General features: G+C 71.2%; 19 protein-coding genes. 18 read left to right on the top strand and 1 reads right to left on the bottom strand.

Annotated features, from left to right (window positions below; genetic code table 11):
- Nucleotides 1-113 precede the first annotated feature (113 nt).
- From aroC to nusB, 7 genes are all read left to right on the top strand, one after another.
- Complete coding sequence (gene aroC / locus Saso_RS06045) at nucleotides 114-1,298, top strand: chorismate synthase (protein WP_189926175.1); 1,185 nt, start codon at nucleotides 114-116, stop codon at nucleotides 1,296-1,298.
- Nucleotides 1,295-1,810 carry a shikimate kinase gene (locus tag Saso_RS06050; protein WP_189926173.1) on the top strand — a complete coding sequence of 172 codons (516 nt, stop codon included), beginning with the start codon at nucleotides 1,295-1,297 and terminating at the stop codon, nucleotides 1,808-1,810. The genes aroC and Saso_RS06050 overlap by 4 nt, the downstream gene beginning before the upstream one ends.
- On the top strand, nucleotides 1,807-2,901 hold the full coding sequence (aroB, locus tag Saso_RS06055; RefSeq protein WP_189926171.1) for a 3-dehydroquinate synthase: 1,095 nt from the start codon (nucleotides 1,807-1,809) through the stop codon (nucleotides 2,899-2,901). The genes Saso_RS06050 and aroB overlap by 4 nt, the downstream gene beginning before the upstream one ends.
- Nucleotides 2,902-3,150: 249 nt before the next feature.
- A complete protein-coding gene (locus Saso_RS06060; RefSeq protein WP_189926169.1) occupies nucleotides 3,151-4,008 on the top strand; it encodes a Pro-rich N-terminal domain-containing protein in 858 nt (285 codons plus the stop codon).
- 171 nt (nucleotides 4,009-4,179) lie between these two features.
- Entirely contained in the window at nucleotides 4,180-5,286 is a 1,107-nt protein-coding gene (locus tag Saso_RS06065) for an aminopeptidase P family protein (RefSeq protein WP_189926167.1), read from the top strand.
- Between the two features lie 51 nt (nucleotides 5,287-5,337).
- On the top strand, nucleotides 5,338-5,904 hold the full coding sequence (gene efp / locus Saso_RS06070) for an elongation factor P (protein WP_020117452.1): 567 nt from the start codon (nucleotides 5,338-5,340) through the stop codon (nucleotides 5,902-5,904).
- Nucleotides 5,905-5,906: 2 nt separating this feature from the next.
- On the top strand, nucleotides 5,907-6,335 hold the full coding sequence (gene nusB / locus Saso_RS06075) for a transcription antitermination factor NusB (RefSeq protein WP_189926165.1): 429 nt from the start codon (nucleotides 5,907-5,909) through the stop codon (nucleotides 6,333-6,335).
- Between the two features lie 234 nt (nucleotides 6,336-6,569).
- On the opposite strand, the gene bldD is transcribed toward nusB, so the two are convergent.
- On the bottom strand, nucleotides 6,570-7,070 hold the full coding sequence (gene bldD, locus Saso_RS06080; RefSeq protein WP_189926163.1) for a transcriptional regulator BldD: 501 nt from the start codon (nucleotides 7,068-7,070) through the stop codon (nucleotides 6,570-6,572).
- 241 nt (nucleotides 7,071-7,311) lie between these two features.
- Between bldD and pyrR the strand changes: the two genes are divergently transcribed.
- The 11 genes from pyrR (at nucleotide 7,312) to rpoZ (ending at nucleotide 18,899) form a co-directional block, all read left to right on the top strand.
- Nucleotides 7,312-7,929, top strand: a complete 618-nt coding sequence (gene pyrR, locus Saso_RS06085; protein WP_189926161.1) for a bifunctional pyr operon transcriptional regulator/uracil phosphoribosyltransferase PyrR — start codon at nucleotides 7,312-7,314, stop codon at nucleotides 7,927-7,929.
- 95 nt (nucleotides 7,930-8,024) lie between these two features.
- Nucleotides 8,025-9,005: an aspartate carbamoyltransferase catalytic subunit gene (locus Saso_RS06090; RefSeq protein WP_189926159.1), complete on the top strand. Its 981-nt coding sequence runs from the start codon at nucleotides 8,025-8,027 to the stop codon at nucleotides 9,003-9,005.
- A gap of 3 nt (nucleotides 9,006-9,008) precedes the next feature.
- Nucleotides 9,009-10,295 (top strand): dihydroorotase, encoded by a 1,287-nt coding sequence (locus Saso_RS06095; RefSeq protein WP_189926157.1) that lies wholly within the window; start codon nucleotides 9,009-9,011, stop codon nucleotides 10,293-10,295.
- Nucleotides 10,292-10,882, top strand: coding sequence for a PH-like domain-containing protein (locus tag Saso_RS06100; protein WP_189926156.1), 591 nt, complete (start codon nucleotides 10,292-10,294; stop codon nucleotides 10,880-10,882). Before Saso_RS06095 ends, Saso_RS06100 begins: the two co-directional genes overlap by 4 nt.
- The gene (gene carA / locus Saso_RS06105) at nucleotides 10,879-12,021 is read left to right on the top strand and encodes a glutamine-hydrolyzing carbamoyl-phosphate synthase small subunit (protein ID WP_189926154.1); all 1,143 of its coding nucleotides are present in this window, start codon (nucleotides 10,879-10,881) and stop codon (nucleotides 12,019-12,021) included. Before Saso_RS06100 ends, carA begins: the two co-directional genes overlap by 4 nt.
- Nucleotides 12,014-15,322 carry a carbamoyl-phosphate synthase large subunit gene (gene carB, locus Saso_RS06110; protein ID WP_189926152.1) on the top strand — a complete coding sequence of 1,103 codons (3,309 nt, stop codon included), beginning with the start codon at nucleotides 12,014-12,016 and terminating at the stop codon, nucleotides 15,320-15,322. The genes carA and carB overlap by 8 nt, the downstream gene beginning before the upstream one ends.
- A 51-nt stretch (nucleotides 15,323-15,373) precedes the next feature.
- Nucleotides 15,374-16,480, top strand: a complete 1,107-nt coding sequence (locus Saso_RS06115; protein ID WP_189926149.1) for a quinone-dependent dihydroorotate dehydrogenase — start codon at nucleotides 15,374-15,376, stop codon at nucleotides 16,478-16,480.
- On the top strand, nucleotides 16,477-17,319 hold the full coding sequence (gene pyrF / locus Saso_RS06120; RefSeq protein ID WP_189926147.1) for an orotidine-5'-phosphate decarboxylase: 843 nt from the start codon (nucleotides 16,477-16,479) through the stop codon (nucleotides 17,317-17,319). The genes Saso_RS06115 and pyrF overlap by 4 nt, the downstream gene beginning before the upstream one ends.
- Before the next feature lie 278 nt (nucleotides 17,320-17,597).
- Nucleotides 17,598-17,921, top strand: a complete 324-nt coding sequence (locus tag Saso_RS06125) for an integration host factor (protein ID WP_003977346.1) — start codon at nucleotides 17,598-17,600, stop codon at nucleotides 17,919-17,921.
- Nucleotides 17,922-17,981: 60 nt separating this feature from the next.
- On the top strand, nucleotides 17,982-18,575 hold the full coding sequence (gmk, locus tag Saso_RS06130) for a guanylate kinase (protein WP_189926145.1): 594 nt from the start codon (nucleotides 17,982-17,984) through the stop codon (nucleotides 18,573-18,575).
- 51 nt (nucleotides 18,576-18,626) lie between these two features.
- Nucleotides 18,627-18,899: a DNA-directed RNA polymerase subunit omega gene (gene rpoZ / locus Saso_RS06135; protein WP_003988945.1), complete on the top strand. Its 273-nt coding sequence runs from the start codon at nucleotides 18,627-18,629 to the stop codon at nucleotides 18,897-18,899.
- Nucleotides 18,900-18,991 lie beyond the last annotated feature (92 nt).

Below are 18,991 nucleotides of genomic sequence, written 5' to 3' on the forward strand. Positions count from 1 at the left end.
CGTGGGAGGATCGGAGGTGGCGGGCCAGGGCCGCGCACCGGTCACGCCGACGACGCACGCGAAGGACGCGCGTGCGCAGAGCAGTACCAGGGCGCGCGTACTGAGGAGCATCGTTGAGCAGGCTGCGTTGGCTGACCGCGGGGGAGTCCCACGGTCCCGCACTTGTCGCGACGCTGGAGGGCCTTCCCGCCGGCGTGCCGATCACCACCGAGATGGTCGCCGACCACCTCGCGCGGCGGCGGCTCGGCTACGGTCGCGGAGCGCGGATGAAGTTCGAGCGCGACGAGGTCACCTTCCTCGGTGGCGTCAGGCACGGCCTGACCATGGGTTCTCCGGTTGCCGTCATGGTGGGCAACACGGAATGGCCGAAGTGGGAACAGGTCATGGCGGCCGACCCGGTCGACCCCGAGGTGCTCGCGGGCCTCGCCCGTAACGCCCCGCTCACCCGCCCGCGCCCCGGCCACGCCGACCTCGCCGGGATGCAGAAGTACGGCTTCGACGAGGCCCGGCCGATCCTGGAGCGCGCCTCCGCGCGGGAGACCGCGGCCCGGGTCGCGCTCGGCGCGGTCGCCCGGTCGTACCTCAAGGAGACGGCCGGCATCGAGATCGTCTCCCACGTCGTCGAGCTGGCCGCCGCCAAGGCGCCCTACGGCGTGTACCCGACCCCGGCCGACGTCGAGCGGCTGGACGCCGACCCGGTGCGCTGCCTGGACGCGGACGCGTCGAAGGCGATGGTCGCGGAGATCGACCAGGCCCACAAGGACGGCGACACCCTCGGCGGCGTCGTCGAGGTGCTCGCCTACGACGTCCCCGTGGGGCTCGGCTCGCACGTGCACTGGGACCGCCGGCTGGACGCCCGGCTCGCCGCCGCGCTCATGGGCATCCAGGCGATCAAGGGCGTCGAGGTCGGCGACGGCTTCGACCTCGCGCGGGTCCCGGGGTCCAAGGCGCACGACGAGATCCTCACCACCGACGAGGGGATCCGGCGCGCCTCGGGCCGCTCCGGCGGCACCGAGGGCGGTCTGACCACCGGTGAGCTGCTGCGCGTGCGCGCGGCGATGAAGCCGATCGCGACCGTGCCGCGGGCCCTGCGCACGGTGGACGTCACCACCGGCGAGGCGACCCAGGCCCACCACCAGCGCTCCGACGTGTGCGCCGTGCCGGCCGCCGGGATCGTCGCCGAGGCGATGGTCGCGCTGGTGCTGGCGGACGCGGTGGCGGAGAAGTTCGGCGGCGACAGCGTCCCCGAGACCCGCCGCAACGTGCGGTCGTACCTCGACAACCTGCACATCCGATGAGCGGGCCGCGCGTGGTCCTGGTCGGCCCCATGGGCGTCGGCAAGTCCACCGTCGGGCAGCTGCTCGCCGAGCGGCTCGGTGTCGCCTACCGCGACACCGACGACGACATCGTCGCCGAGGCGGGCCGCAGCATCGCGGAGATCTTCGTCGACGAGGGCGAGGACGCCTTCCGCGCGCTCGAGAAGCGGGCCGTGCGGCGCGCGCTCACCGAGCACGAGGGCGTCCTGGCGCTCGGCGGCGGCTCGATCCTGGACGCGGACACCCGTGACCTGCTGGCCGGGCAGTGCGTGCTGTACCTGGCCATGGACGTCGAGGAGGCGGTCAGGCGCACGGGCCTCAACACGGCCCGCCCGCTGCTCGCCGTCAACCCGCGCAAGCAGTGGCGCGAGCTGATGGAAGCCCGCCGCCATCTGTACGAGGGCGTCGCCACCGCGGTCGTGGCCACGGACGGCCGAACGCCCGAAGAGGTCAGTCAAGTGGCCTTGGACGCTTTGGAGTTGAAGGAAGCATGAGCAGCGAGTCGGTAACGCGGATCCGGGTCGGCGGCAGCGCGGGCTCGGAGCCGTACGAGGTGCTGGTCGGCCGGCAGCTGCTGGGCGAGCTCGGCGCGCTGATCGGCGACCGGGTGAAGCGGGTCGCCGTGATCCACCCCGAGGCGCTCGCCGGGACCGGGGACGCGCTCCGCGCCGACCTCGCCGAACAGGGCTACGAGGCCGTCGCCATCCAGGTGCCGAACGCCGAGGAGGCCAAGACCGCCGAGGTCGCCGCCTACTGCTGGAAGGCGCTCGGCCAGTCCGGGTTCACCCGCAGCGACGTCGTCGTGGGGGTCGGCGGCGGCTCGACCACCGACCTCGCCGGCTTCGTCGCCGCGACCTGGCTGCGCGGGGTCCGCTGGATCGCCGTCCCGACCACCGTGCTCGCCATGGTCGACGCGGCCGTCGGCGGCAAGACCGGCATCAACACCGCCGAGGGCAAGAACCTCGTCGGTTCCTTCCACCCGCCGGCCGGCGTGCTGTGCGACCTTGCCGCGCTGGACTCGCTGCCGGTCAACGACTACGTCTCCGGGCTCGCGGAGATCATCAAGGCCGGTTTCATCGCCGATCCGGTGATCCTCGACCTGATCGAGTCCGACCCCGAGGCCGCCCGCACCCCGGCGGGTCCGCACACCGCCGAGCTGATCGAGCGCTCCATCAGGGTCAAGGCGGACGTCGTGTCGTCCGACCTGAAGGAGTCGGGTCTGCGGGAGATCCTCAACTACGGGCACACCCTGGCGCACGCCATCGAGAAGAACGAGCGCTACAAGTGGCGCCACGGCGCCGCCGTCTCCGTGGGCATGGCCTTCGCCGCCGAACTGGGCCGCCTCGCGGGGCGGCTGGACGACGCCACGGCCGACCGCCACCGCAGCGTCCTGGAGTCGGTGGGGCTGCCCCTGCACTACCGCTACGACCAGTGGCCCAAACTGCTGGAGAACATGAAGGTCGACAAGAAGTCCCGCGGCGACCTGCTGCGGTTCATCGTCCTCGACGGACTCGCCAAGCCGAACGTCCTGGAGGGCCCCGACCCGGCCGTCCTGCTGGCCGCCTACGGCGAGGTGGGCGAGTAGCAGCGGGGGAGAGGCGGGCTGGTCCGTCCGGTTCCTGCCGCCCGATTCCCTTTCCGCTCGACTTTCCGCCCGATCCGCCTTCCCCTTCGGGCACTCAGGACCGCCCCCGGCCGTTCACCGAACGACGGCCGGGGGCGGTACCGTTCGGGCGGGAGCACCTCCCGAGCCCTTTAGGCTGTGCGGAAGGAACAGGGGGCCCGCGCCCCTACGGCCAGCGCTCATCGCCTGTACGAGACGGAGTGGCACCGGATGCAGCACGCAGTGGGTTCTCCGCTGCCGCCGCCCCATCGGCCGGGCGGCGCTCCCCAGCAGCAGCCGGGGTACCTCGGCGCCCCCTCGGGCCCCGTCCCGCCCGCGCCCCAGCCGGCGGTCCCGCCGGTACCGCACCCTCCCGCCCCGCAGCACGCCCCCGCCCCGCAGCACGCACCCGCGCCGGGCCATGCGCCGGTGGCACAGGGCACCGACACCACCGGGCACGTCCCGCTGCCGCCGGGCGGTCCCGTGCCCATGCCCAGCGCGCCGCCCGCCCCCACCGTCCCCGATCCGGCGGCCACCACGCTCGCCGTCCTGCTGATCGGCCCGGCGGGCGCCGGGAAGACGAGCGTCGCCAAGTTCTGGGCCGACCACCGGCGGGTGCCCACCGCCCACGTCAGCCTGGACGACGTGCGCGAATGGGTCCGCTCGGGCTTCGCCGACCCGCAGTCGGGGTGGAACGACCACTCCGAGGCCCAGTACCGGCTGGCCCGCCGCACCTGCGGCTTCGCCGCGCGCAACTTCCTGGCCAACGGCATCTCGTGCATCCTGGACGACGCGATCTTCCCGGACCGCCCGGCCGTGGGCCTCGGTGGCTGGAAACGGCACGTGGGGCCGGGCCTGCTGCCGGTCGTGCTCCTGCCCGGCCTGGAGGTCGTCCTGGAGCGCAACGCCGAACGCTCCGGCAACCGCCGCCTCGCCGACGAGGAGGTGGCCCGCATCCACGGACGCATGGCCGGCTGGTACGGCTCCGGTCTGCCCATCATCGACAACTCGCAGCTGGATGTCCCCGCCACGGCCAGGGTGCTGGACGACGTCCTGGCCAGGGCGATCGCCAGCCCCCCGAAGTGGTAGCGGGCCGCACGGCCTCCTGACGGCGTCCCGTCGCCGCACGCCCATCCGGGGCGGCGGTCGCGACGGCCTCCCGGCCCGTCGCCGGGGCGACGGTCATGACGGCCTCCCGGCCCGTTCCCCCGAACGCTCTCCCAACCGGCGCGATCCGGCCACTCCTCCTACGCTCGTGTCATGTCAGAGGTCTACGCGTCCCGCCGCACCCGGCTGAGAGAACGCTGCAACGCGAGCGGCAGCGCCACCGCGCTGATCTCCCGCCCCGCCAACGTGAGATACCTCGCGGGCGCCGCCCCGCACGGCGCCGTCCTGCTGCTCGGCGGCCGCGAGGACCTCCTCGTCTGCGCGGGACCGCTCGACGACCGCACGCACGAGGGACGGCCCGACGAGTCCCTGCGCGTCCACCACCTGCGCGCCGCCGGAGGCGATCCGGCGGTCGCCGCCGCGGGCCTCGCGGCCGGCGAGGGCGGGGACTCCCTGGCGGTGGAGGAGCACCACCTCACGGTGGCCCGCCACCGCGAGCTGCGCGCCGTCGCGCCCGGACTGCGGCTCGCCGATCTGGGCGGCGCCGTGGAACAGCTGCGCGTGGTCAAGGACGAGGAGGAGATCTCCTGCCTGCGGATCGGCGCCGAGATCGCCGACCAGGCCCTGGGAGAGCTGCTGGAGTCCATCCTGGTGGGCCGCACGGAACGGCACCTGGCCCTGGAACTGGAACGGCGCCTCGTCGACCACGGCGCGGACGGTCCCGCCTTCCCCACGTCGGTCGCCACCGGCCCGCACGCCGGCCTGCGCGGTCACCGGCCCACCGACCGCCGGGTCGAGGAGGGCGATTTCCTCTCCGTCTGCCTCGGGGCGGGCTACCGCGGCTACCGCTGCGAGATCGGCCGTACCTTCGTGATCGGCACCTCTCCCGCCGACTGGCAGATCGAGCTGTACGACCTCGTCTTCGCCGCTCAGCGGGCCGGGCGTGAGGCCCTGGCCCCGGGCGTTGCCTGCCGTGACGTGGACCGCGCGGCCCGCCAGATCATGAGCTCGGCGGGGCACTCCGAGGGCCTTTCGGCACTCACCGGGCACGGTGTCGGACTCGAAATCGAAGAGGACCCGCAGTTGACTCCCGCGGCCATGGGTAAACTGGACGCTTGCGTGCCGGTCACCGTCGAACCGGGGGTCCACCTCCCGGGCCGGGGCGGTGTCCGGATCGATGACACGCTCGTCGTCCGCCCCGAGGCGGACGGCGGACCCGAGCTACTCACCATCACGACCAAGGAGCTGCTCGCCCTGTAGGCAGGTGCGTGCCCCGGGGTCGTCCACGTCAGTCCAGGAGATTCCGCAACCGTGGCTTCCACGAACGACCTCAAGAACGGCCTGGTGCTCAAGCTCGAAGGCGGCCAGCTCTGGTCCGTCGTCGAGTTCCAGCACGTCAAGCCCGGCAAGGGCCCGGCCTTCGTGCGCACCAAGCTGAAGAACGTGCTTTCCGGCAAGGTCGTCGACAAGACGTTCAACGCCGGCGTCAAGGTCGAGACGGCCACTGTCGACAAGCGCGACATGCAGTTCTCGTACATGGACGGCGAGTACTTCGTCTTCATGGACATGGAGACCTACGACCAGCTGATGGTCGACCGCAAGGCTGTCGGCGACGCCGCCAACTTCCTGATCGAGGGCTTCACGGCCACCGTGGCGCAGCACGAGGGCGAGGTGCTCTTCGTCGAGCTGCCCGCCGCCGTCGAGCTCGTCGTGCAGGAGACCGAGCCGGGCCTCCAGGGCGACCGCTCCACCGGTGGCACCAAGCCCGCCACCCTGGAGACCGGTCACCAGATCCAGGTCCCGCTCTTCATCACCACCGGTGAGAAGATCAAGGTCGACACCCGCACCAGCGACTACCTCGGCCGGGTGAACAGCTAACCGTGGCTGCTCGCAACACGGCCCGCAAGCGCGCCTTCCAGATCCTCTTCGAGGGCGACCAGCGCGGAGTCGACGTCCTGACGGTCCTCGCGGACTGGATCCGGCTGTCCCGGGCCGACACCCGGCAGCCGCCCGTGAGCGAGTACACGATGCAGCTGGTCGAGGGCTACGCGGAGCACGCGCGGCGCATCGACGAGCTGATCTCCCAGTACTCGGTCGGCTGGACGCTGGACCGGATGCCGGTCGTCGACCGCAACATCCTGCGTCTCGGCGCCTACGAGCTGATCTGGGCCGACGAGACGCCGGACGCGGTCGTCCTGGACGAGATGGTGCAGCTGGCGAAGGAGTTCTCCACGGACGAGTCGCCCTCGTTCGTCAACGGCCTGCTCGGCCGGTTCAAGGAGCTCAAGCCGTCCCTGCGGCGCGACTAGCTCCGCCGGGAGCGCCGGGGAACAGAGGCCGCGCGGCCTGCGGGCCGTCTGCGGCCGTCGCGCGGTTCCCCGCACCCCTGGTGGGGTGCGGACATGCCGGAGGGCCCACAGCACACGCTGTGGGCCCTCCGGCATGTCCGCACCGGAAAACACCGGGGGAACGGAAACGGAGATGGCCGGAACCGATGGGTTCCGGCCATCCCGAGGGTACGTTTCTGCTCAACCGTGGGGCGGTCAGGCCTCCTCGTGGGAGACCGCGCGACGCGCGTCCGCGTCGAGGACGCCCCAGCTGATCAGCTGCTCGGTCAGGACCGAGGGCGACTGGTCGTAGATGACGGCCAGGGTGCGCAGGTCGTCCTGGCGGATCGACAGCACCTTGCCGTTGTAGTCACCGCGCTGCGACTGGATGGTGGCCGCGTACCGCTGGAGGGGGCCCGCCTTCTCGACCGGCACGTGCGCCAGCCGCTCCAGGTCCAGGACCAGCTTCGGCGGCGGCTCCGCGGCACCGCCCGGGGTGGTGCCGGGCAGCAGCTCCTGCACGGGAACGCCGTAGAAATCCGCCAGCTCGGCAAGGCGCTGCACGGTCACGGCGCGGTCGCCGCGCTCGTACGAACCGACCACGACCGCCTTCCAGCGTCCCTGGGACTTCTCCTCGACACCGTGGAGGGAAAGGCCCTGCTGGGTGCGGATCGCGCGGAGCTTGGCCCCGAGCTGTTTGGCGTATTCGCTGGACATATAGCTCCCCGGCACTGGGTCGACGCGGCTGCGGCCGCGTGCTGGTAACTCACTGTGAGGTTACGCAGCGTGATTCTTCTGCGTCAAGCCGAATGGTCCACACCGACGCTTCCGTGACGGCGCGGACGCGTTGGGCCAAGGGGGTGATCGAGCGCGCCCCGGCGGCCTGCTACCGTGGATGGCGCAAATCCGACGTCCTTTAAGGTCCGTCCCGTGAGGCGGAGAAGGAGGTCCGTTTCATATGGACAAGCAAGACAAGCAGGACGTCCGGCAAGCCGCCGGACAGGACGCCCCGCAGGACCCTCGGCAGGCCGACGCACGGCCCGTGCTCGAAGGCCCCGACATCGCGCGCGTGCTGACCCGCATCGCCCACGAGATCGTCGAACGCGCCAAGGGCGCCGACGACGTGGTGCTCCTCGGCATCCCGACCCGCGGCGTCTTCCTCGCCCAGCGGCTCGCCGCCAAGCTCGAGCAGATCACCGGCCGCGCGACCCCGGTCGGCTCGCTCGACATCACCATGTACCGCGACGACCTGCGCATGCACCCGCCGCGTGCGCTGGCCCGCACCGAGATCCCCGGTGACGGCCTCGACGGCAGGCTCGTCGTCCTCGTCGACGACGTGCTCTTCTCCGGCCGCACCATCCGCGCCGCCCTCGACGCCCTGAACGACCTCGGGCGCCCGCGCGCGGTCCAGCTCGCCGTGCTCGTCGACCGCGGCCACCGGGAACTGCCCATCCGCGCCGACTACGTCGGCAAGAACCTCCCCACGTCGTTGCGGGAGACGGTCAAGGTCCAGCTCGCCGAGGAGGACGGTCGCGACACCGTGCTGCTCGGTGTGAAGCAGACCGTCCAGCAGTAGCACCCGCGCGTGCGGCCCCGGTGCCGTGCGCCGCGCAGCCGTGCCCCTGCACGCCCTTGATCTCCCCGCCTGAACTGCCTTACGGAGCCTGACAGATGCAGCGTCATCTCATCTCGGCCGCCGACCTCACCCGCGACGACGCCGTCCTGATCCTCGACACCGCCGAGGAGATGGCCCGGGTCGCCGACCGGCCCATCAAGAAACTGCCGACCCTGCGCGGCCGCACGATCGTCAACCTCTTCTTCGAGGACTCCACGCGCACCCGCATCTCCTTCGAGGCCGCCGAGAAGCGCCTCTCCGCGGACGTCATCAACTTCTCCGCCAAGGGGTCGTCGGTGTCCAAGGGCGAGTCCCTGAAGGACACCGCGCAGACCCTGGAGGCCATGGGCGTCGACGCCGTCGTCATCCGGCACGGCGCCTCCGGCGCGCCCTACCGCCTGGCCACCTCCGGCTGGATCGACGCGGTCGTCGTCAACGCCGGCGACGGCACCCACCAGCACCCCACCCAGGCCCTCCTGGACGCCTTCACCATGCGCCGCCGACTCGTCGGCCGGGACGCGGGGATCGGCCAGGATCTCTCCGGCAGGCGCATCACGATCGTCGGCGACGTGCTGCACAGCCGGGTCGCCCGCTCCAACGTCGACCTGCTGCACACGCTCGGCGCCGAGGTCACCCTGGTCGCCCCGCCCACCCTGGTGCCGGTCGGCATCGAGACCTGGCCCTGCGAGGTCTCGTACGACCTCGACAGCACGCTGCCCAAGACCGACGCGGTGATGATGCTGCGCGTGCAGCGCGAGCGGATGAACGCCGCGTTCTTCCCGACCGAGCGCGAGTACTCGCGCCGCTACGGCCTCGACGGCGACCGCATGGCCCGCATGCCCGAGCACGCCATCGTGATGCACCCCGGCCCGATGGTCCGCGGCATGGAGATCACCGCCGAGGTCGCCGACTCCGAGCGCTGCACCGTCGTCGAACAGGTCGCCAACGGCGTGTCCATCCGGATGGCCGTCCTCTACCTGCTCCTGGGCGGCAACGAACCCGCCGTCAGCCACGCCCGCACCACCGAGGAGAAGTAAGACATGAGCAAGATCCTGATCCGTGGTGCGAAGGTGCTCGGCGGCGAGCCGCAGGACGTCCTGATCGACGGCGAGATCGTCGAGGCCGTCGGCACCGGACTGTCCGCCGAGGGGGCCGAGGTCGTCGAGGCCGCGGGCAAGGTGCTGCTGCCCGGCCTGGTCGACCTGCACACCCATCTGCGCGAGCCGGGCCGCGAGGACTCCGAGACCGTCCTGACCGGCACCCGCGCCGCCGCGTCCGGCGGCTACACGGCCGTCTTCGCCATGGCCAACACCTTCCCCGTGGCCGACACCGCCGGTGTGGTCGAGCAGGTCTACCGGCTCGGGCGGGAGCACGGCTACTGCGACGTGCAGCCCATCGGCGCCGTCACCGTCGGCCTGGAGGGCCGCAAGCTCGCGGAACTCGGCGCCATGCACGACTCGGCGGCCGGCGTCACCGTCTTCTCCGACGACGGCAAGTGCGTCGACGACGCCGTGATCATGCGCCGGGCCCTGGAGTACGTGAAGGCCTTCGGCGGGGTCGTCGCCCAGCACGCGCAGGAGCCGCGGCTGACCGAGGGCGCCCAGATGAACGAGGGCGTCGTCTCCGCCGAGCTCGGGCTCGGCGGCTGGCCCGCGGTGGCCGAGGAGTCGATCATCGCCCGGGACGTCCTGCTCGCCGAGCACGTCGGCTCCCGCGTGCACATTTGCCACCTCTCCACCGCCGGATCCGTCGAGATCGTCCGCTGGGCCAAGTCCCGCGGCATCGACGTCACCGCCGAGGTCACCCCGCACCACCTGCTGCTCACCGACGAGCTGGTGCGCAGCTACAACCCGGTCTACAAGGTGAACCCGCCGCTGCGCACCGAGCGGGACGTGCACGCCCTGCGCGAGGCCCTCGCCGACGGCACCATCGACATCGTCGCCACCGACCACGCCCCGCACCCGCACGAGGACAAGGACTGCGAGTGGGCCGCGGCCGCCATGGGCATGGTCGGCCTGGAGACCGCGCTGTCGGTGGTCCAGGAGACGATGGTGGAGACGGGCCTGCTGGACTGGGCCGGGGTCGCGAGCCGCATGTCCTTCAAGCCCGCCCTCATCGGACGGGCCACCGGCCACGGACGTCCCGTCTCGGCAGGTGAGCCCGCCAACCTCACGCTCGTCGACACGGAATACCGTGGGTCCGTGGACCCCGCGGGCTTCGCCTCGCGCAGCCGGAACACCCCCTACGAGGGGCGTGAGCTGCCGGGCCGTGTCACGCACACCTGGCTCCGGGGCAAGGCCACGCTCGTCGACGGGAAGCTCACGTGACATCTGCTGCACTACTGCTCGCGGCCGAGAAGGAATCGGCCGCGGTGACCGACTGGGCCGCGCGGATCGGCTGGGTGGTCGGCCTCGGCCTCTTCGTCGCCCTCGTCTACTGGCTGATGCGCGAGGGCTGGAAGTGGCGGGGCACGCTCCAGGGCGACCTGCCCGAGCTCCCCGACGCGCCCCCGGAGCCCGGCGAGGCGAAACTGACCATGAGCGGGCGCTACCACGGCTCCACCACCGCCGGGCAGTGGCTCGACCGCATCGTGGCGCACGGCCTGGGCACCCGCAGCAGGGCCGAGCTCACCCTGACGGACGCGGGACTGGACGTCGTACGCCCCGGCGCGGCCGACTTCTTCGTCCCGGCCGCGGCGCTGCGCGAGGCCCGGCTCGACAAGGGCATCGCGGGCAAGGTCCTCACCGAGGGCGGACTGCTGGTGGTGACCTGGGAGCACGGCGGCAAGCTGCTCGACTCGGGCTTTCGCTCCGACCACGCGGCCGAACACCACGCGTGGGTCGAGGCCATCAACTCCATGATCGACAAGATCGACAAGACGGACAACCCGACGGAAACGGAAGGCGCACGATGACGACCTCCACCAGGGGAACCACCAGGGTTCCCGCCGTACTCGTCCTGGAGGACGGCCGGATCTTCCGCGGCCGTGCCTACGGGGCCGTGGGGGAGACCTTCGGCGAAGCGGTGTTCTCCACCGGCATGACCGGCTACCAGGAGACCCTCACCGACCCGTCGTACGACCGCCAGATCGTCGTCGCGACCGCCCCGCAGATCGGCAACACCGGCTGGAACGACGAGGACGACGAGTCGGACCGCATCTGGGTCTCCGGCTATGTCGTGCGCGACCCCGCGCGCGTGCCCTCCAACTGGCGTGCCAAGCGCTCCCTCGACGACGAGCTGACCGCCCAGAGCGTCGTCGGCATCTCCGGCATCGACACCCGCGCGCTCACCCGCCACCTGCGGGAGGGCGGCTCGATGCGCGCCGGCATCTTCTCCGGCGAGGCGATCGGGGCCGAGAGCGACCTCGTCGCCCGCGTGCAGGCCCAGCCGCACATGAAGGGCGCGAGCCTCTACGAGGAGGTCGCCACCAAGGAGGCCTATGTCGTCCCGGCGGTCGGCGAGAAGCGGTTCACCGTCGCCGCCGTCGACCTCGGGATCAAGGGCATGACCCCGCACCGCATGGCCGAGCGCGGCATCGAGGTGCACGTGCTCCCGGCGACGGCCACGGCCGAGGAGGTGTACGCCGTCGGGCCCGACGGCGTCTTCTTCTCCAACGGCCCGGGCGACCCGTCCACGGCCGACGGACCCGTCGCGCTGATGACCGAGGTGCTGGAGCGCCGCACGCCCCTGTTCGGCATCTGCTTCGGCAACCAGATCCTCGGCCGCGCCCTCGGCTTCGGCACCTACAAGCTGAAGTACGGCCACCGCGGCATCAACCAGCCGGTCCAGGACCGTACGACCGGCAAGGTCGAGGTCACCGCGCACAACCACGGCTTCGCCGTGGACGCGCCGCTGGACCGGGTCACCGAGACCAGGTTCGGCCGCGCCGAGGTCTCCCACGTCTGTCTGAACGACGACGTCGTGGAGGGGCTCCGGCTGCTCGACCAGCCGGCGTTCTCCGTCCAGTACCACCCCGAAGCGGCAGCGGGCCCGCACGACGCCGCCTACCTGTTCGACCGCTTCGTATCCCTGATGGAGGGCCAGCGTGCCTAAGCGCACCGATATCCAGTCCGTCCTGGTCATCGGCTCCGGCCCGATCGTCATCGGGCAGGCCGCCGAGTTCGACTACTCCGGCACCCAGGCGTGCCGCATCCTGCGCGCCGAGGGCCTGCGGGTGATCCTGGTCAACTCCAACCCGGCGACGATCATGACCGACCCGGAGATCGCCGACGCCACCTACGTCGAGCCGATCACCCCCGAGTACGTCGAGAAGATCATCGCCAAGGAGCGCCCGGACGTCCTGCTGCCGACGCTCGGCGGTCAGACGGCCCTCAACACCGCGATCTCCATGCACGAACAGGGTGTGCTGGAGAAGTACGGCGTCGAGCTGATCGGCGCCAACGTCGAGGCGATCAACAAGGGCGAGGACCGCGACCTCTTCAAGGGTGTCGTCGAGGCCGTCCGCGAGAAGATCGGGCACGGCGAGTCCGCCCGGTCCGTGATCTGCCACTCCATGGACGACGTCATCGCGGGCGTGGAGACGCTCGGCGGCTACCCCGTCGTCGTGCGCCCCTCCTTCACCATGGGCGGCGCCGGCTCCGGCTTCGCCCACGACGAGGAGGAACTGCGCCGCATCGCCGGCCAGGGCCTGACGCTCTCCCCGACCACCGAGGTGCTCCTGGAGGAGTCCATCCTCGGCTGGAAGGAGTACGAGCTGGAGCTGATGCGCGACAAGAACGACAACGTCGTGGTCGTCTGCTCCATCGAGAACTTCGACCCCATGGGCGTGCACACCGGTGACTCGATCACCGTCGCGCCCGCGATGACGCTGACCGACCGCGAGTACCAGCGGCTGCGCGACATCGGCATCGCGATCATCCGCGAGGTCGGCGTCGACACCGGCGGCTGCAACATCCAGTTCGCGGTCAACCCCGAGGACGGCCGCATCATCGTCATCGAGATGAACCCGCGCGTGTCGCGGTCCTCGGCCCTCGCCTCCAAGGCGACCGGCTTCCCGATCGCCAAGATCGCGGCCAAGCTCGCCGTGGGCTACACCCTGGACGAGATCCCCAACGACATCACCCGGGAGACCCCGGCCTCCTTCGAGCCCACGCTCGACTACGTGGTGGTCAAGGCCCCCCGCTTCGCCTTCGAGAAGTTCCCGAGCGCCGACTCCACGCTGACCACGACCATGAAGTCGGTCGGCGAGGCCATGGCCATCGGCCGCAACTTCACCGAGGCCTTCCAGAAGGCGCTGCGCTCGCTGGAGAAGAAGGGCAGCCAGTTCACCTTCGTCGGCGAGCCCGGCGACAAGGACGAGCTGCTGCGGGAGGCCGTACGGCCCACCGACGGCCGCATCAACACCGTCATGCAGGCCATCCGCGCGGGCGCCACCCCCGAGGAGGTCTTCGAGTTCACGAAGATCGACCCGTGGTTCGTCGACCAGCTCTTCCTGATCAAGGAGACCGCCGACGACCTGGCCGCCGCCGACCGCCTGGACGTCGACCTCCTCGCCGAGGCCAAGCGGCACGGCTTCTCCGACCTCCAGATCGCCGAGATCCGCGGACTGCGCGAGGACGTCGTCCGCGAGGTCCGGCACGCGCTGGGCATCCGCCCGGTCTACAAGACCGTCGACACCTGCGCCGCCGAGTTCGCCGCGAGGACGCCGTACTTCTACTCCTCCTACGACGAGGAGAGCGAGGTCGCGCCGCGCGAGAAGCCCGCGGTGATCATCCTGGGCTCCGGCCCGAACCGCATCGGCCAGGGCATCGAGTTCGACTACTCCTGCGTCCACGCCTCCTTCGCGCTGTCCGACGCCGGGTACGAGACCGTGATGGTCAACTGCAACCCGGAGACCGTCTCCACGGACTACGACACCTCCGACCGCCTCTACTTCGAGCCCCTGACGCTGGAAGACGTGCTGGAGATCGTGCACGCGGAGACGCTGGCCGGCCCGGTCGCCGGTGTCGTCGTCCAGCTCGGCGGGCAGACCCCGCTCGGTCTGGCGCAGGCCCTCAAGGACAACGGCGTGCCGATCGTCGGCACCTCGCCCGAGGCCATCCACGCGGCCGAGGACCGGGGCGCCTTCGGGCGCGTGCTCGCCGAGGCCGGCCTGCCCGCCCCCAAGCACGGCACCGCGACCACCTTCACCGAGGCCAAGGCCATCGCCGACGAGATCGGCTACCCGGTCCTCGTCCGGCCGTCCTATGTCCTCGGCGGCCGCGGCATGGAGATCGTCTACGACGAGACCCGGCTGTCGTCCTACATCGCCGAGTCGACCGAGATCAGCCCCAGCCGGCCGGTCCTCGTCGACCGCTTCCTCGACGACGCCATCGAGATCGACGTCGACGCGCTCTACGACGGCGAGGAGCTGTACCTCGGCGGTGTCATGGAGCACATCGAGGAGGCCGGCATCCACTCCGGCGACTCGGCGTGCGCCCTGCCCCCGATCACCCTGGGCGGCTTCGACATCAAGCGCCTGCGCGCCTCCACCGAGGCGATCGCCAAGGGCGTCGGCGTGCGCGGCCTGATCAACATCCAGTTCGCGATGGCCGGCGACATCCTCTACGTCCTGGAGGCCAACCCGCGCGCGTCCCGCACGGTCCCCTTCACCTCCAAGGCGACCGCGGTACCGCTCGCGAAGGCCGCGGCCCGGATCTCCCTGGGCGCGACCGTCGCCGAGCTGCGCGCCGAAGGGCTGCTCCCGGCCACCGGCGACGGCGGCGAACTGCCGCTGGACGCGCCGATCTCCGTCAAGGAGGCCGTGATGCCGTGGACCCGCTTCCGGGACACCTCCGGTCGCGGCGTCGACACCGTCCTCGGCCCGGAGATGCGCTCCACCGGCGAGGTCATGGGCATCGACTCCGTCTTCGGCACGGCGTACGCCAAGTCGCAGGCGGGCGCGTACGGACCGCTGCCCACCAAGGGCCGCGCGTTCATCTCGGTCGCCAACCGCGACAAGCGCTCGATGATCTTCCCGGCCCGTGAGCTCGTCGCGCACGGCTTCGAACTGCTCGCCACCTCCGGTACCGCCGAGGTCCTCAAGCGCAACGGCATCAACGCCACCGTGGTGCGCAAGCAGTCCGAGGGCGCCGGCCCCAACGGCGAGAAGACCATCGTCCAGTGCATCCACGACGGCGAGGTCGACCTCATCGTCAACACCCCGTACGGCACCGGCGGCCGCCTCGACGGCTACGAGATCCGTACGGCGGCCGTGGCCCGCTCGGTGCCGTGCCTGACGACGGTGCAGGCACTCGCCGCGGCCGTCCAGGGCATCGACGCCCTCAACCACGGGGGCGTGGGAGTCCGCTCGCTCCAGGAACACGCGGAACACCTGACCGCGGCCCGCGACTAGCAGCCCGGAGGGGGACACCGGAAACGGTGTCCCCCTCCGCACGAGGGAACCATGTACAAGATCTTCTTCAATCTCGTCTTCCGGCGGATGGACCCCGAGCGCGCCCACCACCTGGCCTTCCGCTGGATCCGGCTCGCCGTCCGCGTCCCGGTGCTGCGCACCTTCGCCGCTGCCGCCCTGGCCCCCCGCTACGAGGAGCTGCGCACCGAGGCCTTCGGGCTGCGCATGCACGGCCCCTTCGGCCTGGCCGCCGGCTTCGACAAGAACGCCGTCGCGATCGACGGCATGTCGATGCTGGGCTTCGACCACGTGGAGATCGGCACGGTCACCGGCGAGCCGCAGCCGGGCAACCCCAAGCAGCGGCTCTTCCGGCTCGTGAAGGACCGGGCGCTCATCAACCGGATGGGCTTCAACAACGAGGGCTCGCTGGCCGTCGCCGCGCGCCTGGCCTCCCGTACGCCCGTCTTCAAGCCCGTGGTCGGCGTCAACATCGGCAAGACCAAGGTCGTCCCCGAGGAGGAGGCCGTCGGCGACTACGTGAAGTCGACCGAGCGGCTCGCGCCCTACGCCGACTACCTGGTCGTCAACGTGTCCTCCCCGAACACCCCGGGGCTGCGCAACCTCCAGGCCACCGAGGCGCTGCGGCCGCTGCTGAGCGCCGTGCGCGAGGCCGCCGACCGGGTGGTGACCGCACGGCGCGTCCCGCTGCTGGTGAAGATCGCCCCGGACCTGGCCGACGAGGACGTCGACGCGGTCGCCGACCTTGCCGTCGAGCTGGGCCTGGACGGGATCATCGCCACCAACACCACCATCGCGCGCGAGGGACTCGGCCTGACCTCGGCGGCGTCCCTGGTGAAGGAGACCGGCGGTCTCTCCGGAGCACCGCTCAATGCGCGCTCGCTGGAGGTGCTGCGGCGCCTGTACGCGCGCGTGGGCGACCGCGTCACCCTGGTGGGCGTCGGCGGCGTGGAGGACGCGGAGGACGCCTGGCAGCGCATCCTGGCCGGTGCCACGCTGGTCCAGGGCTACAGCGCCTTCATCTACGAGGGGCCCTTCTGGGGCCGCGCGATCCACAAGGGCCTCGCCGCCCGGCTGCGGACGAGCCCCTATGCCACCCTCGCCGACGCGGTCGGCGCCGACGTGAGGAAGACGGCATGACCCTGGAGCCCTTCGGCGCCCGCCTGCGCCGTGCCATGGACGAGCGCGGCCCGCTCTGCGTCGGCATCGACCCGCACGCCTCCCTGCTCGCCGAGTGGGGGCTGAACGACGACGTCGCCGGCCTGGAGCGGTTCAGCCGCACGGTCGTCGAGGCCACGGCCGACCGGGTCGCCCTGCTGAAGCCGCAGAGCGCGTTCTTCGAGCGGTTCGGCTCGCGCGGGATCGCCGTCCTGGAGAAGACCGTGCAGGAGGCACGGGCGGCCGGTGCGCTGGTCGTGATGGACGCCAAGCGCGGGGACATCGGCTCGACGATGGCCGCGTACGCCGAGTCGTTCCTGCACAAGGACGCCCCGCTGTTCTCCGACGCCCTCACCGTGTCGCCGTACCTCGGTTACGGATCCCTGGCGCCCGCCGTGGCGGCGGCCCGGGAGAGCGGCGCCGGTCTGTTCGTGCTGGCGCTGACCTCCAACCCGGAGGGCGGCGAGGTCCAGCGCGCGGTACGGGCCGACGGCCGCGACGTCGGCGCGACGATGCTGGCGCACCTGGCCGCGGAGAACGCGGGGGAGGAGCCGCTGGGCTCCTTCGGGGCGGTCGTCGGCGCCACCCTCGGCGATCTGTCGGCCTACGACCTCGACATCAACGGGCCGCTGCTCGCGCCCGGCGTGGGCGCCCAGGGGGCGACCCCGGCCGATCTGCCGCGGGTGTTCGGGTCCGCCGCGCGCAATGTCGTACCGAACGTGAGTCGGGGTGTGTTGCGTCACGGTCCCGACGTCGTCGCTCTGCGTGACGCCGTCGACCGGTTCGCGCGAGAGGTCAAGGCCGCCGTGACCTCCGTCTGAGCGGCGCCGGCCGCCCGACCGGGGGCCCGGTCGGGCGGCCCGGGGGCGACTTGAGCCTGGATACATCCTCAAATCCGGGGCACTATGTCCTAAATGTCTGGCCTGGCGGAGGCTGACCAGGACTTTTCCTCTGTTCTCGCTGACTCCGGGGGAGTTGGCCGCTAGTCTCCGACGGAGAGTGAACGGGCGGCGTGTCTGCCCAAAGCTCACCAGGTGAGGACCGACCAGGTTCCTCACCGGTCCGTATCCGACAGTTCGACATCCGAGGTGACGTAGGCGTGGCTCTTCCGCCCCTTACCCCCGAACAGCGCGCAGCCGCGCTCGAAAAGGCCGCCGCGGCTCGCCGGGAGCGGGCCGAGGTCAAGAATCGACTCAAGCACTCCGGCGCCTCGCTCCACGAGGTCATCAAGCAGGGTCAGGAAAACGACGTCATCGGCAAGATGAAGGTCTCCGCCCTCCTGGAGTCGCTCCCGGGCGTGGGCAAGGTCCGCGCCAAGCAGATCATGGAGCGACTCGGCATCTCCGAGAGCCGCCGCGTGCGCGGTCTCGGTTCCAACCAGATCGCGTCCCTGGAGCGTGAGTTCGGCAGCACCGGATCCTGATTCCCGGCTCCTGCGGGACAGGAGTCCCGGGCACTCCGGGATTGCTGGAATAATCGCTGCATGGCAGTAACACTCCGGGGGACGACCCCCGAACCCCCGGACGCACGTCCGCGGCTGACCGTGCTCTCCGGCCCCTCCGGGGTCGGCAAGAGCACGGTCGTCGCTCATATGCGCAAACAGCACCCCGAGGTCTGGCTCTCGGTGTCGGCGACGACCCGCAGGCCCCGCCCCGGCGAGCAGCACGGAGTCCACTACTTCTTCGTCACCGACGACGAGATGGACAAGCTGATCGCCAACGGCGAACTGCTGGAGTGGGCCGAGTTCGCGGGCAACCGCTACGGCACTCCGCGCGCCGCCGTGCTGGAGCGGCTGGAGTCGGGTGAGCCGGTCCTCCTGGAGATCGACCTCCAGGGTGCCCGGCAGGTCCGTGAGTCCATGGCCGAGGCGCACCTGGTCTTCCTGGCCCCTCCCTCCTGGGAGGAACTGGTGCGCAGGCTCACCGGACGGGGCACCGAACCGCCCGAGGTCATCGAGCGCCGCCTGGCGGCGGCGAAGATCGAACTCGCGGCCGAGCCGGAGTTCGACGTCACCCTGGTCAACACCTCCGTCGAGGACGTGGCGCGTGAGCTGCTAGCCTTGATGGATGTTGTGTGATCACGAGTCTGTGATCATGACCCTTTTTTCCCATCCATCGGAAGGTAGAGCGTGTCCTCTTCCATCTCCGCGCCCGAGGGCATCATCAACCCGCCGATCGACGAGCTCCTCGAGGCCACCGACTCGAAGTACAGCCTCGTGATCTACGCGGCCAAGAGGGCCCGCCAGATCAACGCGTACTACTCGCAGCTCGGCGAGGGCCTCCTCGAGTACGTCGGTCCGCTCGTGGACACCCACGTCCACGAGAAGCCGCTCTCGATCGCCCTCCGCGAGATCAACGCCGGTCTGCTGACCTCCGAGGCCGTTGAGGGCCCGGCTCAGTAGTATTTTCGGCTCGCAGTAGGTTTTTCCACAGGCCCGGCAGCACGACTGCCGGGCCTGTGGTGTCTGATGGACTCGTACGCCGGGAGCCGCGG

The organism is Streptomyces asoensis, assembly GCF_016860545.1.
GTDB lineage: Bacteria > Actinomycetota > Actinomycetes > Streptomycetales > Streptomycetaceae > Streptomyces > Streptomyces asoensis.